20 protein-coding genes and 1 pseudogene are annotated in these 15,280 nt (G+C 68.7%); 10 read left to right on the forward strand and 11 right to left on the reverse strand.

Going from position 1 to position 15,280, the window contains the following annotated elements:
• The first annotated feature begins 78 nt into the window (after positions 1 to 78).
• Positions 79 to 351, forward strand: a complete 273-nt coding sequence (locus BW733_RS17865) for a hypothetical protein (RefSeq protein ID WP_152024643.1) — start codon at positions 79 to 81, stop codon at positions 349 to 351.
• 30 nt (positions 352 to 381) lie between these two features.
• Complete coding sequence (locus BW733_RS09325; RefSeq protein ID WP_077349927.1) at positions 382 to 615, forward strand: hypothetical protein; 234 nt, start codon at positions 382 to 384, stop codon at positions 613 to 615.
• 6 nt (positions 616 to 621) lie between these two features.
• Here BW733_RS09325 and BW733_RS09330 read toward each other — a convergent pair whose 3' ends face one another.
• Positions 622 to 948, reverse strand: coding sequence for a dienelactone hydrolase family protein (locus tag BW733_RS09330; RefSeq protein ID WP_202970157.1), 327 nt, complete (start codon positions 946 to 948; stop codon positions 622 to 624).
• Between the two features lie 168 nt (positions 949 to 1,116).
• Here BW733_RS09330 and BW733_RS19395 point away from each other — a divergent pair, with 168 nt between their 5' ends.
• Entirely contained in the window at positions 1,117 to 1,368 is a 252-nt protein-coding gene (locus BW733_RS19395) for a hypothetical protein (RefSeq protein WP_237268140.1), read from the forward strand.
• A gap of 268 nt (positions 1,369 to 1,636) precedes the next feature.
• Here the strand turns inward: BW733_RS19395 and BW733_RS18965 are convergent, their stop codons facing one another.
• The 5 genes and pseudogenes from BW733_RS18965 to BW733_RS18970 all read right to left on the reverse strand — a co-directional run bounded on the left by BW733_RS18965 (position 1,637) and on the right by BW733_RS18970 (position 6,019).
• On the reverse strand, positions 1,637 to 1,960 hold the full coding sequence (locus BW733_RS18965; RefSeq protein ID WP_202970158.1) for a glutaminase: 324 nt from the start codon (positions 1,958 to 1,960) through the stop codon (positions 1,637 to 1,639).
• Between the two features lie 235 nt (positions 1,961 to 2,195).
• Positions 2,196 to 2,948, reverse strand: coding sequence for a FumA C-terminus/TtdB family hydratase beta subunit (locus BW733_RS20220; RefSeq protein ID WP_443081362.1), 753 nt, complete (start codon positions 2,946 to 2,948; stop codon positions 2,196 to 2,198).
• Between the two features lie 27 nt (positions 2,949 to 2,975).
• A pseudogene (locus BW733_RS20225) lies at positions 2,976 to 3,895 on the reverse strand (fumarate hydratase); the annotation flags it as partial.
• 182 nt (positions 3,896 to 4,077) lie between these two features.
• Entirely contained in the window at positions 4,078 to 5,373 is a 1,296-nt protein-coding gene (locus BW733_RS09350; protein ID WP_077349928.1) for an ISL3 family transposase, read from the reverse strand.
• A gap of 316 nt (positions 5,374 to 5,689) precedes the next feature.
• A complete protein-coding gene (locus tag BW733_RS18970) occupies positions 5,690 to 6,019 on the reverse strand; it encodes an ASCH domain-containing protein (protein ID WP_202970159.1) in 330 nt (109 codons plus the stop codon).
• 127 nt (positions 6,020 to 6,146) lie between these two features.
• Between BW733_RS18970 and BW733_RS09360 the strand changes: the two genes are divergently transcribed.
• From BW733_RS09360 to BW733_RS09375, 4 genes are all read left to right on the forward strand, one after another.
• Positions 6,147 to 7,028, forward strand: a complete 882-nt coding sequence (locus BW733_RS09360) for a hypothetical protein (protein ID WP_077349930.1) — start codon at positions 6,147 to 6,149, stop codon at positions 7,026 to 7,028.
• A 130-nt stretch (positions 7,029 to 7,158) separates the two neighbouring features.
• Positions 7,159 to 8,445: a GAF domain-containing protein gene (locus tag BW733_RS09365; protein WP_202970160.1), complete on the forward strand. Its 1,287-nt coding sequence runs from the start codon at positions 7,159 to 7,161 to the stop codon at positions 8,443 to 8,445.
• Positions 8,446 to 8,695: 250 nt separating this feature from the next.
• Entirely contained in the window at positions 8,696 to 10,255 is a 1,560-nt protein-coding gene (gene exaC / locus BW733_RS09370) for an acetaldehyde dehydrogenase ExaC (RefSeq protein WP_077349934.1), read from the forward strand.
• Positions 10,256 to 10,346: 91 nt separating this feature from the next.
• On the forward strand, positions 10,347 to 10,736 hold the full coding sequence (locus BW733_RS09375) for a DUF779 domain-containing protein (protein WP_077349936.1): 390 nt from the start codon (positions 10,347 to 10,349) through the stop codon (positions 10,734 to 10,736).
• Here BW733_RS09375 and BW733_RS09380 read toward each other — a convergent pair.
• The 5 genes from BW733_RS09380 to BW733_RS09400 are packed head-to-tail and all read right to left on the reverse strand — an operon-like array spanning position 10,690 to position 12,845.
• Positions 10,690 to 11,280, reverse strand: coding sequence for a hypothetical protein (locus BW733_RS09380; RefSeq protein WP_077349938.1), 591 nt, complete (start codon positions 11,278 to 11,280; stop codon positions 10,690 to 10,692). The two genes, BW733_RS09375 and BW733_RS09380, sit on opposite strands and share 47 nt — an antisense overlap.
• Positions 11,237 to 11,578: a hypothetical protein gene (locus BW733_RS09385; RefSeq protein ID WP_152024644.1), complete on the reverse strand. Its 342-nt coding sequence runs from the start codon at positions 11,576 to 11,578 to the stop codon at positions 11,237 to 11,239. The genes BW733_RS09380 and BW733_RS09385 overlap by 44 nt, the downstream gene beginning before the upstream one ends.
• 53 nt (positions 11,579 to 11,631) lie before the next feature.
• Positions 11,632 to 12,012 (reverse strand): hypothetical protein, encoded by a 381-nt coding sequence (locus tag BW733_RS09390; protein WP_077349942.1) that lies wholly within the window; start codon positions 12,010 to 12,012, stop codon positions 11,632 to 11,634.
• Positions 12,013 to 12,070: 58 nt separating this feature from the next.
• Positions 12,071 to 12,406: a hypothetical protein gene (locus tag BW733_RS09395; protein ID WP_077349944.1), complete on the reverse strand. Its 336-nt coding sequence runs from the start codon at positions 12,404 to 12,406 to the stop codon at positions 12,071 to 12,073.
• Complete coding sequence (locus tag BW733_RS09400; protein WP_152024645.1) at positions 12,366 to 12,845, reverse strand: hypothetical protein; 480 nt, start codon at positions 12,843 to 12,845, stop codon at positions 12,366 to 12,368. The genes BW733_RS09395 and BW733_RS09400 overlap by 41 nt, the downstream gene beginning before the upstream one ends.
• Positions 12,846 to 13,098: 253 nt before the next feature.
• On the opposite strand from BW733_RS09400, the gene BW733_RS09405 reads away from it, so the two are divergent.
• The 3 genes from BW733_RS09405 (at position 13,099) to BW733_RS09415 (ending at position 15,234) form a co-directional block, all read left to right on the forward strand.
• Positions 13,099 to 13,515, forward strand: a complete 417-nt coding sequence (locus tag BW733_RS09405; RefSeq protein ID WP_418361316.1) for a hypothetical protein — start codon at positions 13,099 to 13,101, stop codon at positions 13,513 to 13,515.
• A gap of 157 nt (positions 13,516 to 13,672) precedes the next feature.
• Positions 13,673 to 14,221, forward strand: coding sequence for an RNA polymerase sigma factor (locus BW733_RS09410; RefSeq protein ID WP_077349950.1), 549 nt, complete (start codon positions 13,673 to 13,675; stop codon positions 14,219 to 14,221).
• Complete coding sequence (locus BW733_RS09415) at positions 14,218 to 15,234, forward strand: hypothetical protein (RefSeq protein WP_077349952.1); 1,017 nt, start codon at positions 14,218 to 14,220, stop codon at positions 15,232 to 15,234. The genes BW733_RS09410 and BW733_RS09415 overlap by 4 nt, the downstream gene beginning before the upstream one ends.
• Positions 15,235 to 15,280: the final 46 nt, after the last annotated feature.

Genomic DNA, 15,280 nt, shown 5'->3' on the forward strand with positions numbered 1-15,280 from the left:
GGCGCGGACTGGGCGGCCAACGGTGTTCACCCTGCCCGGGTGTGACCGGTCGGGGTTGCGCGGCCGGGCACTTCGGTGGTGTCCCCCGAGTCGATCGTCCACCTGTCGGCTGCGCTGCTCGGCGCCGTCGTCGGCGGGGTGATCTCTTGGGTCGTCGCCTCGCGCGCGGCGAGACGGGAACGTCGCGCCCGGTACGGCGAGCGGCTGATGGAGAGCTTCCTGTCTGCCCACCGGAAGGTGGCGAGGGCACTCTCGGAGTTGGAGGCCTCGGGCGCGGAGGCCCTCCCGGCATGGTTGGCGTTCCCCGACGAGGCGACGGCGATCTGGACGCAGGCGGAGATCGCGAGTTGACTGGAATGGTCGCGTTCGAACCGTCGCGCCATGCAGGGTTGGGCCGTCACCCACTTCGACGCGCTGTACCAGGGCGCGACGACGAAGGCCCAGCGTCAGTGGTTGGAGCGTCTGCTCGACCTCGGCCTGTATCTGGTGATCGCCTGGACGGTGTGCCATGCGACCGGCGCCGACTTCCGCCGACCTGCGGACGAGGTCGCCGCCCTGTTAGCTCCGGACCCGACCGCGGCGGACACCCCCGACTACGGGCGCCCGCCCAGCTGACTCTGCTCAGAGGCGGGCCAGGAAGGCCTCGGCCCGCTCAAGAAGTTGGGCCGTGGCCGCTTCGTCGTGGTCGGGGCTCGAGGTGTCGGCGAAAAGGTGCGCCGTGCCGGGGTAGCGGAAGATCTCCAGGTTTGCGTGCTGGGCTGCGATGGCTTCGGCTGCCCAGTCGCCCTCGGCCATGTACGGGTCGTCGGCCATGCCGTGGACCTGGGCCGGGATGCCCGAGGGCCACGGGTCGTCCAGGTAGGACGGGTCGATGAAGCCGAACAGGAACAGCCCGCCGCGGGCCTCGGCGTTGGCCTGCAGCATGATCTGCGCCGACGCGACGAGCACCCAGCCGACCCGCTGTCCGAGCTTGGCGCCGTCATCACGAGCGCCGCGACGGCCAGGCCGGAGACGACGATCGTCGATCCGGCCACCGTCGGTGGAACCCCGAAGTCCTTTCCGATCCCGCCAAGCAAGATGGGCAGGGCGGCGACGTTGAACGACATCAGCACCTGCGTGAGCAACAGGCCGATCATCGGCATCCAGGAGCGACGCTCCTCAGCATTCATCTCGTTCTCCCTGATCGTCGTATCCCTCGGCGTGCGAGGCGAAGAGGTTGAGGCCGAGCGCGCGCGCGAGGTAGGCGCGCACGCGCGCTGGCCGCGGATGCTGTTGCCGGCGTCATCGAGCGGGGGCGAGAACGCGCCGAGCACGCCCTTGCCAGGGGCGACGGGGTTCCGGTGGTTCGTGCGCGCCTCGGAGCGGTAGACGTCGCCGTCGAGTTCCAAGGGGTGGCCTGCGAAGCGGGACAGCCCCATCCGACTACCAGTTGTTGAGCATCGGCGGCGCCTCGGATCACGCCTGGTTCGAAGGGGTCGACGTGCCCGTGGTCGGCGTGGATGTTCTGCCACCTCTCGACGGCGGTCTCGCCGCCGACAAGGGCCGTTGTGGCGAGGGCGCCGGCATTGAGCATCGAGTTGAGCGGGCTGCCGTCGTTGAGTCGATCGCCATCACGGTGAATGCGACGCCGGTGTGTTCACCCCGACCGACGGCGCACCTCCTCGTGCCCCAGTTCCTCGCAGACGAGGGCGAACACGAGCGCCTTGGAGATGGACTGGATGGAGAGCGAGACGGTGGTGCCGCCAACCTCGTAGGCGCGGCCGTTCACACCCACGAGCGACAGTCCGAACCAGCGGGGATCGGCCTTTGCCAGGATCGGGATGTAGTCGGCCACCACGCCCTCGCCGTGGTCGGCGTCGCGCGCATGGGCGGCCCTGACCAGGCCGGTCACCTGTGGATCTGGCGGCAGCCTTCCGGTGTGCGCCTGTTGCTCGACGGCGAGCACGTCTGCTGTGAACAAGGGAGCCTCCCCGACGTGGGCTGGCGCCATCGCGGCGCCGACACACGCTCAGGTTGGCACCGTGAAGGGAGGTGACGTGGGGCCATGGCCGGTGGCCATCCGTGGCGGGGGAGCGCGGACGACTTCAGCGCGATGGCGCCGTCCGGCACGCAGAACGAAGCGGCGACACCGCAGGTATGCAGTGCCGCCCGCTTCGCGGATCATGGACCGGGGCGCTACGCCCGGGTGCTGAGGCTCAGAGGCCCTCGCGCTTGGGGATGCTGAGTACCAGCGGCTTGTTCACCTCTGCGAAGAAGTCGTTGCCCTTGTCGTCGACGACGATGAAGGCGGGGAAGTCCTCGACCTCGATCTTCCAGACGGCCTCCATACCGAGTTCTTCGTACTCGACGACCTCGACCTTCTTGATGCAGTCCTGGGCGAGCCGCGCCGCGGGCCCACCGATGGAGCCGAGGTAGAAGCCACCGTGCGCGTTGCAGGCATCCGTGACGGCCTGCGACCGGTTGCCCTTCGCCAGCATCACCATCGAGCCGCCGGCAGCCTGGAACTGGTCGACGTAGGAGTCCATGCGTCCAGCGGTGGTCGGGCCGAACGAGCCCGAGGCCATGCCCTCGGGCGTCTTCGCGGGGCCCGCGTAGTAGACGGGGTGGTCCTTGAGGTACTGCGGCATCTCCTCGCCGGCGTCCAGGCGCTCCTTGATCTTCGCGTGCGCGATGTCGCGGGCGACGATGAGCGGCCCGTTGAGCGAGACGCGGGTCTTGACGGGGAACCGGCTCAGCTCGGCCAGGATCTCCGGCATCGGCCGGGTCAGGTCGATCTTGACGACCGCGCCCTTGCCGGTGCCGGTGATGCCGTCGGTCTCGGCGTCGAGGTCGGCGTCCACTGTCTCGGGCATGAAGCGGGAGGGCTCCATCTCGAGCTGCTCGATGAAGACGCCCTCGGGGGTGATCTTGCCGAGGCACTGCCGGTCGGCCGAGCAGCTGACCGCCATGGCGACGGGAAGCGAGGCGCCGTGTCGGGGCAGCCGAATCACGCGCACGTCATGGCAGAAGTACTTGCCCCCGAACTGCGCGCCGATCCCGAGCTTGCGGGTCAGCTCCAGCACCCGTTCCTCGAGCTCGTGGTCGCGGAAGCCGTTGGCCGCCATCGACCCCTCGGTGGGAAGCGTGTCGAGGTACTTGGCAGAGGCGTACTTCGCCGTCTTCAGGGCGAACTCGGCGGAGGTGCCGCCGATCACGATGGCCAGGTGGTAGGGCGGGCAGGCGGCGGTGCCGAGGGCCCGGATCTTCTGCTCGAGGAAGGCGATCATGGAGTCGGGGTTGAGGATCGCCTTCGTCTCCTGGAACAGGTAGGACTTGTTGGCCGAGCCGCCTCCCTTCGCCATGAACAGGAACTTGTAGGAGTTCTCGTGGCCTTCTGCCGTGTCGGCGTACAGCTCGATCTGGGCAGGCAGGTTGGAGCCGGTGTTCTTCTCGTCCCAGGTGGTGAGCGGGGCGTTCTGCGAGTAGCGCAGGTTCAGCTTCGTGTAGGCGTCGAAGACGCCGAGGCTCAGCGGGCGCTCGTCGGTGCCGTCGGTGAGCACCTGCTGACCGCGCTTGCCCATGATGATCGCGGTGCCGGTGTCCTGGCACATGGGTAGCACGCCCCGGCCGCGATGTTGGCGTTCTTGAGCAGGTCCAGCGCGACGAACTTGTCGTTCGCGGAGGCCTCGGGGTCGTCCATGATGGTGCGCAGCTGCTGCAGGTGCGCCGGGCGCAGGTAGTGCGCGATGTCGTGCATGGCCGTCTCGGCCAGCAGCGTCAGCACCTCGGGCGCCACCTTCAGGAACTTCCGGCCGTCGGGCCCGTCGATCAGCTCCACACCTGCCGTCGTCAACAGGCGGTAAGGCGTCTCGTCCTTCCCGATCGGGAGCATGTCAACGTAGCGAAATTCCGGCATCGGTCCTCCTTGTGATTGCCTCGACCATCTTCTCAGACGTCGGTGCGGCGATGGGGGCCGGGGTCCGCGGCGTCAGGTAGCACTCGGGCGCACGCGTTCATCCCCCGTGGCGGGTGGCCGATGAGGGAGTCTGTGCCGCGGGTTCGGGCAGGGTTTTCTGGCTCTTCTGCTGGATGTGTGGGTCAGGTTCGGCCGGGGAGTCGGGGTTTGGGGCCTGCGAGGTTGAGCATGGCCAGGGCGATGAGGGGTTCGGGGCCGTGGAAGCCGAAGCCGATGCGGGTGATGAGTCGGATCTTGGTATTGACGGATTCGATCAGCCCGTTCGACATGGTGTGCTGGATCGAGGCGAGGATCTCGTCGCGGTGTTTGAGGAGTCGGCGTTGGAGGTCGACGAACGCGGGCAGGTGTGAGCGTCGGGCCCAGGCGATCCACTGGTCGAACGCTGTTTCGGCTTCGTCGGGGGCGAGTTTGAAGAGGGTCCTGAGGGCTTCCTTCAGCAGGTAGGCCCGATGCACGTCCGGGTGTGACACGGCGATCCATTGGAGTTGGATCTGTTGTTTGGCGGTGAGGTTCTCCGGGTTCTTCCAGAGCGAGTAGCGGGCTCGTTGGAACGCTTGCGCGTCGCCGATCGAGCGGGGCTGGGTTCCGGTGGTGGGGTCGTGACGGCGACGTCCCGAGGCGGCGGTCCAGGCCTGCCGACGGACCGTGTCGAGAGCTTCGCTGGCCCATTTGACGACGTGGAACGGGTCAGCACACAACACCGCCTCGGGACAGCGGTCCCGGATCACCGCTTTGATCCAGTTCGCCCCGTCAGCGCTGACATGGGTGATCATCGAGACCCGATCCTGGCCAGCGGCGTCACCGGAGGCGGCCAGTTCGTCGAAGAACCGGTTCAGGGTTGCCTTGTCACGTCCCGGGGCCGCCCAGACGAGACGTCCGGTGTCATGGTTGACCACCACGGTGAGGTACTTGTGTCCGCGTTTGTAACTGATCTCATCGACACCGATCCTGGTCAGGTCAGCGAACCGGTCAAAACTGCGCGACACGTCATCCCAGACGCGGGTGATGATCGCGCCGACACTGCGCCACGCGATCCGCATCAGCTGGCTGACCGCACGCTTGGAGCATTGGGTGACCAGCCACGCGACCTGCGCATCGAAATCACGGGTATGGCCCGCGTCGTGACGGGCCCACGGGACCTGCGCGACCACCACCCCATGCTCCCGGCACCGCACCCGCGGCGCGTCGGCCTCGAGGAACACGGGCATGGTCCCCAAATCCAGGCTCCGCCACCGTCGACGTCCCCGGCCCCGGTCGAACCGGGTGGCGCGCCGTCCACACCTGCCACACCGGTGAGCGCGGCGTTTCATCGGCCGCACCGACACGATCACTGTCCCCGCGGCCTCATCGAGGACAACATCCTCAACGATGGTGTGCTCGACACCAAGCACCCTGGCCCATAGGCTGACACCACGCACACCGCTTCTCGCTTCCCGGTCCTGTTCTTAGACAAACAAGAACCTAGCCAGAAGCGGTGTGTCCTATCCCCAGCACCCACACATACGTCACTAGAGCCGGAAAAGTGCTCAAGGTGAGTCCTGTCCCGAGCCCCCGTCGTCCCGCCGCCAGGCGAGGTAGGCGGCCCCGCGTGGGGAGAGTTCGTAGCCGACGTCGTGGCTGATCGTCAGCCCAGGGCCTTCAGCTTGCGGATGTCCACCTTCAGCGGCAGCAGGTCGACCTCGCGCTGGGCGGCCAACTCCTTGGACACGACGCGCGGATGGTCGCGGATCCAGGTCAGCACGTCCAACGTCCAGGGACCGTTGGGGCGCCGGTCGAGTCGGTCGAGGCGTCGTGCGATCTCGGCCAGACCCGACGCGGCGCACCCGGGTCGCGCGGGGCGAGCATCTTCCTCAGCGCTGCCGCGTCCCTGAAGCCCGCGGCACGGGCCGCCCGGTCGGTGACCCGCTCCAGGGTCGGCACCCGCGCGACGCGCGTGAACCGCACGAGTCCCGACGGTGTGAGCTGCGTCCCGCCGACCTTCACACTCGGCGCGTCCCAGCGTCGGTACTGCGTCGTGATCCGGCCCTCGCGGATGCCTTCGGAGATCGCCTTGGTGATGAGCACGCCCCATCCTCACATCCCGAGCCCACGCGTCGGGCAACCGGCAGCCTCCACTTGATGCCGCGCCGGGGCGAGGCCTGCACCCGACCCCGACTACGCTCGATCCACCGGTTTCGACGATGGGGAAGACATGGCGTTCTACGAACTGCTCAGCGACCAGAAGCTGGGCCGCAAGCTCAAGTCCTACGCATACCTGCCGCGCAACCGGAAGGAGGCTGACCGGATCGCCAAGTCGGCCACCCCCGACGCCGTCAGCGACCTGGGCGAGGTGTTCCGCACGGCCGATCTCGCGGAGCTGAGCTCGGCGCCCCCGTTCAGCATGGCCGTCGCGCTGCTCGCGAACGCGGCTGGCGGGCAGGATCCGGCTGCCGCGGAGGAGGCGGGAAGCGTCCTGTACGACGTCGGGCTCCGGCTGCGCGACGACAACACGTCGGAGAGCCCCCACTACGACCCCACGTGGCGCTACGTCTTCTGGGAGACGCTCAGCCTCTTCCCCGACATCCCCGCCGCCGCGCGTGCCTTCGATCTCCTCGACGAGGTGTACCGCGAGCTGCCGGAGAGCCGCGTCGAGGCATGGGCGCGAGAGGCGGGTATCGACCTGCCGCGCGGGCGGTCGTGGACCGTGAAGCTCGTCGTTCCGAGCGCGGAGCCGCCCCACTTCGACCTGGAGCTTGACCTCACCTGGGTACCGGAACGGGAGGCCCGAGGGCAGATCCGCGCCTGTGAACACTGGTGGTCGGCCGACCCTGAGGATCTCTTCTGGGCGCATCCTGTGTACGCGACCCAGCCGCCGATCGACTCTCAGCGGATCGACCTGACCACGCAGGATGACGGTGGCCGGACGCTGCAGGCAACGCTCGCCCATCCCGTGACAGGGCCGTGGGACTTCAAGCAATTCGTCGACGACTTCGAGGCGGCGACCGGAACAACCCTTGATCGCTCGAAGACGGCGGTGACGGAGGCGAAGGGGCAGCGCTCGACCGCGGCCGTCAGGAAGTGGCTCAAGGGCTGATCGACGGCGTGTCGCGCGCGATCGCCTTCGCCGCCACCGACCCTGCCCGGCCTCGACCTAGACTGGGGCACCACAGCTCCACCGGGAACGGAGCCCGCCCTTGTCATCGCCATGGTCTGATCACCGCGACGTGTCGGCAGAGACGCGCCGCCTCCTCGAACGTGCGCGCGCCGACCTGCTGACCGGCGACACCGACGCGAAGCAGTTGCGGGCCGTGCGCTCCCTCGTCCGCGACTCGTGGCAGAGGGCGCTCGCCGGGCGGGTGAAGGCCGACGGCCTGCCCCCGCTCGACCTGCGGGGCGACCAACTGGACGACTACCTCAAGGGCCATCCACTGGCCGGGGCGCTCGACCTCATCTACGGGCTCCTGCTCCCAGGCGGCACGGACGACACCGGCGTCATCGTCGCGGTCGGCGACGAGGCGGGTCGGCTGCTGTGGGTCGAGGGGGACAGAGACGTCCGCAACCGGGCGGACGACATGGGCTTCATCCCAGGAGCCAACTGGTCCGAGGCCGCCGTCGGCACCCCCGCGCCGGGCACGGCCATCGCGCTAGGCCGCTCGGTCCAGATCCACGGCTCGGAACACTTCAACCTGAAGGTCGCGCCGTGGTCGTGCACGGCCGCCCCGGTGCGCGATCCGGAGACGCGGCGCGTGATCGGGGTGATCGATGTCACGGGCGGCGCCGAGGCCGCGACGCCCCAGGCCCAACTCCTCGTCGATGCCACCGCCCGCGCCGTCGAGTCCGAACTCCTGATCACCCGGATGCGTGCCCGTGAGCACACGCCGCAGCGTCGACCGCTGCGCAGGCGCAGGACGACCAACGCCACCCTCCAGGTCCTCGGTCGACAGCGCGCCGCCCTCGAACTCGAGCGCGACGACGGCGCAAGCGTCGTCGAGTTCGGACGACGCCACGCCGAGATCCTGCTGATGCTGCGGCTCAACCCGGCGGGTCTCTCCGCCGAACGACTCGCCGAGCTCGTCTACGGCAAGGGCGCGGACCCGGCGACGCTGCGCCCGGAGATCGTCAGGCTCCGCAAGGCGCTGCGAAGGGCCACCTCCGAGATCGACATCGCGTCGCGGCCCTACCGGCTCGTCGGTTCGCTCACCACCGACGCCCACAGCGTCCTCGGCCTGCTCGACCGCGGCGCGCACCGGGTCGCGCTGGCCGCCTACCGCGGCGAGGTGCTTCCCGGCTCCGAGGCGCCCGGGGTCCTGGCCTTCCGCGACACGGTCAGCACCGCCCTGCGTGAGGCGCTGATGGCCGAGGCCAGCGCCGACGTGCTGCTCGCCTACGCAGACACCGAGGAAGGGGCAGACGACCGCGAACTCCTCCTGCTCCTGCTCGAACAGCTCCCTCCACGCTCACCGAAGCGCGCAGGCGTGCTCGCCCGGATCGACCGGATCGACGCCAGCTGAGCAGGCGATCGCACCGATCCGGGGGCCTCGGGCAAGGAAACTCCGGCGCGGCCGCCCGGTCGGTTCCGCCTTCACCCTTCCGGTCCAGGGCAGGCCGATGCGACGCCCGCGGCGTGGCCGGTCGGCCTCCCTGTGACGCAACCTAGGTGCAACCTGTGCCTCAGTAGCGTGAATCCATCGTCGCCGGGGCAGAGGCTTCGCCCCACCGGGAGCGCGACGCTGAGCAGTTCGAGTCGAAGGAGACACGACAATGACGATCACCGAAGAGGAAGTAACCACCTCGTCGACCACCTACGCCGCGCCGGGCCAGCCCGGTTCGAAGGCCGAGTACAAGCCCCGCTACGGGCACTACATCGGCGGCGAGTTCGTGGAGCCGGTCAAGGGTGAGTACTTCGAGAACATCTCTCCGGTCACAGGCAAGCCCTTCACCGAGGTCGGCCGCGGCACCGTCGAGGACATCGACCGGGCCGTCGATGTCGCCTGGAAGGCGTTCTCCGGATGGAAGAAGACCTCGCCCGCCGAGCGGTCGATCATCCTCAACAAGATCGCCGACCGCATGGAGCAGCATCTCGAGTCCATCGCCGTCGCGGAGACATGGGAGAACGGCAAGCCGATCCGCGAGACCCTCGCCGCGGACATCCCGCTCGCCATCGACCACTTCCGCTACTTCGCGGGGGTGCTTCGCGCCCAGGAGGGCTCGCTCAGCCAGCTCGACGAGAACACCGTCGCCTACCACTTCCACGAGCCGCTCGGCGTCGTCGGGCAGATCATCCCGTGGAACTTCCCGCTGCTCATGGCCGTGTGGAAGCTCGCCCCCGCTCTCGCCGCAGGCAACTGCGTCGTGCTGAAGCCGGCGGAGCAGACCCCCGCCTCGATCCTGTTCCTGTTCGACATCATCGGCGATCTCCTGCCAGCCGGTGTGGTCAACATCGTCAACGGGTTCGGGATCGAGGCGGGCGCCCCGCTCGCCAGCCACAAGCGCATCCGCAAGATCGCGTTCACCGGCGAGACGACGACCGGCCGCCTGATCATGCAGTACGCCTCGCAGAACCTGATCCCCGTGACGCTCGAGCTGGGCGGCAAGTCGCCCAACGTGTTCTTCGAGGACGTGGCGAGCAGCACCGATGACGCCTACTACGACAAGGCCCTCGAGGGCTTCACGCTGTTCGCGCTCAACCAGGGCGAGGTGTGCACCTGTCCGTCGCGCGCCCTGATCCAGCGCTCCATCTATGACACGTTCCTCGGCGACGGCCTCGAGCGGGTCGGCAAGATCGTCCAGGGCAACCCGCTCGACCTGAACACCATGATCGGCGCGCAGGCCTCGAACGACCAGCTCGAGAAGATCCTGTCCTACATCGACATCGGCAAGCAGTCGGGCGCGAAGCTGCTCGTGGGCGGCGAGCGCGTCGACCTCGGCGGTGACCTCTCCGAGGGCTACTACATCGCCCCGACGGTCTTCGAGGGCACCAACGACATGCGGATCTTCCAGGAGGAGATCTTCGGCCCGGTGCTGTCAGTGACGAGCTTCACCGACTTCGACGACGCGATCTCCATCGCCAACGACACCCTGTACGGCCTGGGCGCCGGGGTGTGGAGCCGGATCGGGGACACCGCCTACCGGGCAGGTCGCGCCATCGAGGCGGGCCGCGTCTGGACCAACACCTACCACCAGTACCCGGCCCACGCCGCATTCGGCGGCTACAAGCAGTCGGGCATCGGGCGCGAGAACCATCTCAAGATGCTCGAGCACTACCAGCAGACCAAGAACCTGCTGGTCTCCTACGCTGAAGGAGCCATGGGCTTCTTCTGACAGACCGACTCGGTTCTCCCATGCCGAGTCAGACCTGGAGGGCGGGGGTCCCGGCCCCCGCCCTCCGCCCCATCGTGAAGGAAGGTGCGTGATGAGCGAACCCAGCCGGGTCGACGTCAGCGACGAGGCCGCCGACCTGCTGCGCACGCTTTCTGCCCAGCACGGCCCCCTGATGTTCCACCAGTCCGGCGGCTGCTGCGACGGCAGTTCGCCCATGTGTTACCCGGTCGGGATGTTCCTCACCGGCCCGTCCGACGTCCTCCTCGACACGCTCGCCATCGACGGCATCGACCCGGTCGAGGTGTACATGTCCGAGTCCCAGTACGACTACTGGAAGTTCACCCACCTCACCATCGATGTGGTCCCAGGCAGGGGAGCGGGGTTCAGCGTCGAGGCCCCCACGGGTAAGCGGTTCCTGATCCGTTCCCGGATGCTCACCGACGACGAGGTCGCCTTCTTCGGACTGCTGCCGAAGCTGTGACGTCGTCCACCTGGACCTCTTCAATCGACGGCCAGGCGCTGCGGACGGTGGCAGCGGTGACCCGCTGCTCGTGTTCGGCGAAGACCTCCAGCAGCACGAGCACGCCGAACAGGACGAACGAGACGTAGAGCAGGTCGCCCCAGTCGTGCCCGGCAAGGGGAGCCTGTCCATCTGCGCCCTCCAGGGTTGCGGACAGGGAGAACCAGCTCACCGTCGCCACCCAGAAGCCCAGCGCAACGCAGGTGACGCGCAGCGGCGACGGACCCCCGAGCAGCGCGGTGACGATCTTCTCGTCCGGTCGTGACCGGTCCGCGTCGTCCCCCTTGGCGAGCCGACGGTAGTGCTCCCTACGCGGAAACTCGATGCTGAGCGTCACCACGACGGAAGCGGTGATGCACGCGACCGACGCGACGATGAGCACGAAGCCGATCAGCATGCCCTGGTCGATCAGCCATTCGACGGGGTCGGAGTAGTAGCGCGGCTCGCAGTGGCGGCAGGGCTTACGCACGAACGCGGGGATGAAGGTCGCGACGGCTGCGGCCACGACTCCTGCCGCGCCGATGCCCAGCAACCAGGTGGCGAGCTTCTCCCGCTTCGCCCACCGGGCGAGGCCGGGATCGTCGCGCAGCGTTCGCTGCGTGTGTCGGGTGCGCAGCGGCGCGCTCCGCCTTCTCGATCCGGCCCTCGTCGAGGTAGGGCGGGTGTGGTTGGGCGCCCGATTTCTTGACGGAGCGGATCCACAGCAGGCCGAAGACCGCGGCGAGGGCGGCGCACACCCCGAGGCTCCACAGGAGATAGAACAGGGCCTCGGCCTCGTCGAGCAGGAAGAACAAGGTGAGCACGAGGACGCCCACGAGGGTGAGCGCTGCGATCGTGGACCGGCTCGCGAGCGCGGTCAGCCGGCGGTAGCGGGCGTCGGCGACGGCGGCTGGGGCGGCGCGGGCCCCTCCGTCCCTGAGGTTGCCGCGTGGCGCATCAGGTCGCGGTGGGTGGAGAAGGCGATGGCGACCCACAGGGGTTCGGGAAGCAGGCCGAGCCCGAACCCGCCGAGCAGCATCGACAAGCCGAGGAAGTTGCGTCCCAGGCCGTCGAACTGGTCCCACGACCGCGGCAACTGGACGGCGTTCTCGTCGAAGACGAGCAGGAAGATCAACCCGACGCCGAAGGCTGCGACCGAGCCGATGATCAGCGACATGATCACCGACCGGGCGATGACGAGGCTCCGGGTCAGCGGAGAAGGTGGCACCTCGACGAATCGGTAGGTGTCGCTCGGCATGTGGCGACGATACCCGGCCGAGCCGTCGTCCGTGGTGCTGATCCTGACGACCTCAGGCTTAGCCGTCGGCCGCCTGGCCCGGCTCGACCACGGGCCAGGCCCTCCTGACGACGGCGGTCACTTCGCGCCGTTCGTGCGCTGCATAGGTCTCCAGCACGACGAGCAGGCCGAGCAGGACGGCGGAGACGAGGAACGTCGGCCACCAGGTGACTCCCACAAAGGGAGGCTGCCCAGCGGCCGCCTCGCGCGTCGCCGCCACCCCGAACCAGAAGACGGCCACCACCCAGAAGGCGAGGCCGAGGCAGGCCAGACGCAGCGGCCACGCGTCGGTGAGGAGCTGAAGCAGGGTCTTCTCATCGGGACGGTTGGCCCCGGCATACGGGGTCGCGGCCATCCGCAGGTGGTGCTGACGCCAGCGACGGGTCCCGAGCTGCTATGACCGACCCGATCGTCAGCAGGATGAGCGCCGCGGCCATCGCCACCGCGGCGAAAAGCAAGGCCTGCACGATCAGGTTCTCGACCGACTCGTCATAGGTTTGCACGTCGCATTCCTGGCACGGCTTGCGCACGACCGTCGTCACGTAGGCGATGATCGCCGTCACGGCGACGGCGATGCTGCCGAGGGTGAACACGATGCTGCCGACGCGTCGCGCTCGCGCACCGGGAACCGCTCCGACCTGTCCGACTGCTTGCGTCTGCTCGGCGGCGAGCCGGCGCGTGGTGGCTTCCGCTGCCTTGATCCGGCGCTTGCCTTCGTAGGGCGAGGTGGGTTCCGCGGCGCGTCTCACCCGCGCGCGGCGGGAGAGCAGGTAGCCGCCCACGCCGATGGCCACGAAGAGGGGCATCGCGATCGCGGAGAAGCCCGAACAGGATCGCCGTCGCCATGCTGAGCGTGGACTGGGCGATCCCCAGCCGCCTCGTGCCGGGTGAAGCAGGAACCTCGATGAACCTGGGACCATCGGCGTCAGACAGGGGGGAGAACCTACCGGGAGGAGATGTCAGGCGGACGAAGAGCGAGGGGGGCTCCCGCCCCGCAAGAGCTGAGCCCGCCGTCGGTGCCATGCCTGGTCGGGTTAGGCTGTGCCCGTGGCAGAGGAACTGAGCGAGCGACAGAAGGCTGCGCTGATCCGGCAGCAGCTGAGCGACGCCAACGCCCGCGGCGAGGCCGCGAGGGCGAAGGTGCTGATCGACGAGTTCCTGGCCGCCGCGAAGGAACGCGGGCTGCAGCCGCGTCCGCTGAAGGCGCGCACCCTCGACGGCCACACCGTCAAGACGGACAAGACCGGCTGGTACCTCCGCACGAACCACTCCGTCGCGCTCGACACCGAGGGCAACTACTACTCGCTGGTCGTACCGGGAGGGTGGAAGGAGCGCCTGCGCGGCGTCAGGCTCCAGCCCACCCTCGCGCCGCTGGTGATCGGCCGCGGTGGCCGTGACGGCGAGACCGGCGACCTCAGGGAGTTCCTGGCCTGGACCCTCGACGGGACGATCCCCCAGGACTGAGCGGAACCGAAAGCTCTCGCTCTCCTGGTCGCTGCCCACCGGCCGAGCGCTGCCGACCGGGCACCTCGACCGGACGTCGGAGCCTCCACACGAGGAGGTCGCTAGGATTCCGGGCATCCAGCTGTGACGAAACGACGACTCGCGGGAACTACCGGGCATGAGAGCGTTACCCCCTCCCCAGGACCAGGAGTGGCTTGAGGCACTGTTCGAGCTCAACGCGACGAAGGTCCGCGCCTACGCGATCCGTCGCGTCGGCCACGACTCCGCAGATGACATCGTCTCCGAGGTCTTCGCCACCGCCTGGCGACGTCGCCACGATGTCCCGGAGCCCGCGCTCGCCTGGCTGCTGCGCACAGCCCACCACGCCGTCGCACACGAACGCCGATCGCTCGCCCGGCGGCTCGGGGTGCGTGACGCCGTCGCGGGAAACCTGACCGACACATCGTCGCCGGGCGCAGACGCCTCCGGCCGTGCGCTCGCCGAGAGCGTGCTTTCCCAGCTCGCGCCCACCGACGCCGAGATCCTCCGGCTCACCGCCTGGGAGCAGCTCACCCCTTCCGAGATCGCGGTCGTGCTCGACCTCAGCGACTCGGCCGCCCGCACCCGACTCATGCGCGCGAGGCAGCGTGCCAAGCGGCTCCTCGACGAGCCGCCAGCGCCGTCGCGTGCCGCCGCCGTCCCACAGCTTCAAGGAGAACCCTCATGAACGACATCGACACCCTGCTCCGCGCCGCAGACCCCGCAGCGGAGACCCCCGACTTCACCGACGCCGAGCGTCGGGCGATCCTGACCGCCGCCCTCACCCCGCAACAGCCCTCGCGGCGCAGGCTCGGCTGGCGGATCGGAGCGGTCGCGGCCGCGACCTTGACGGCGATCGGCCTCGGGATCGGCAACCTCGGCGGGTCGTCCGCCGAGGCCCGCGCCGACGAGGCGCTCAGCCAAGCCGCGATCAACGCGGTCGACCCAGTTGCGCAACCAGGCCAATACTGGAAGATCGTCACGACTGCTGACTCCGTCGACCTCGTCACCAGCGGAGAAGACATCGATGAGGACGGGGCGGTCTCAGCGGAAGAGCAGCAGGAGTTGAGGTGCCCACGCACGGTGAGCCGCACGGAGTACGTGGCGGTCGACGGATCGCGACCGAGCTGGTTCGCGCAGTCCCGGAAGGACAAGCCCGAGGCGCCCGCTGCCTGCCAGGGCCTCTTGGGAGGACCCGGTGACCCGGAGGTGTGGACGACGAATCTCGCACCCAACGACTATGTCGAAGAGTCCTGGCAGATGCCGTCGACGGCCTTCCTCGCAGCCTTGCCGCGAGACTTCGGCTCCCTGCGGGAACGCCTGTACGCCGACTCCGACGGTCGTGGCACCTCGCCAGACTCCTCGGCCTTCGTCTACGCCGCAGACGCCCTGCGCTCCGGTCTGGTTCCCGCCGACCTTCGATCGGCGCTGTTCGAGGTAATGAGGAGCATTCCCGGCGTGGTGGTTGCAGAAGACTCGAACGTCGATGGAGGAATCGTGGTGATCGAACATCGAGATGATCGGCAACAGTCGCTGCTGGTGGACCCGGATGGTGGCCAGGTCGTGGGGGAGAGTAGTGGCGAGGACTGGACAGCACGGATCACCCGCGAGCTAGTGGACGAGGTTCCCGCGGACGTTCGGGACTCTGCAGTGCGACAGGAGTGCGAGGTCCTCGCGAGCGGCGCGGTGGAGTGCTCGTGAGCGCTCAGCATCGGTGGTGCGAGGTCCTGCGCCTGGGGTTCAGCCC

This window comes from Tessaracoccus flavescens, assembly GCF_001998865.1.
GTDB lineage: Bacteria > Actinomycetota > Actinomycetes > Propionibacteriales > Propionibacteriaceae > Arachnia > Arachnia flavescens.

Excerpts from the sequence above, each read along its gene's own strand:
- BW733_RS20220 (WP_443081362.1), bottom strand. The coding sequence starts at position 2,948 with ATGGCGGTCAGCTGCTCGGCCGACCGGCAGTGCCTCGGCAAGATCACC.
- BW733_RS09390 (WP_077349942.1), bottom strand. The coding sequence starts at position 12,012 with ATGCCGAGCGACACCTACCGATTCGTCGAGGTGCCACCTTCTCCGCTG.
- BW733_RS09325 (WP_077349927.1), top strand. The coding sequence starts at position 382 with ATGCAGGGTTGGGCCGTCACCCACTTCGACGCGCTGTACCAGGGCGCG.
- BW733_RS09375 (WP_077349936.1), top strand. The coding sequence starts at position 10,347 with ATGAGCGAACCCAGCCGGGTCGACGTCAGCGACGAGGCCGCCGACCTG.
- exaC (WP_077349934.1), top strand. The coding sequence starts at position 8,696 with ATGACGATCACCGAAGAGGAAGTAACCACCTCGTCGACCACCTACGCC.
- BW733_RS09360 (WP_077349930.1), top strand. The coding sequence starts at position 6,147 with ATGGCGTTCTACGAACTGCTCAGCGACCAGAAGCTGGGCCGCAAGCTC.
- BW733_RS09410 (WP_077349950.1), top strand. The coding sequence starts at position 13,673 with ATGAGAGCGTTACCCCCTCCCCAGGACCAGGAGTGGCTTGAGGCACTG.
- BW733_RS09395 (WP_077349944.1), bottom strand. The coding sequence starts at position 12,406 with ATGGCCGCGACCCCGTATGCCGGGGCCAACCGTCCCGATGAGAAGACC.
- BW733_RS09415 (WP_077349952.1), top strand. The coding sequence starts at position 14,218 with ATGAACGACATCGACACCCTGCTCCGCGCCGCAGACCCCGCAGCGGAG.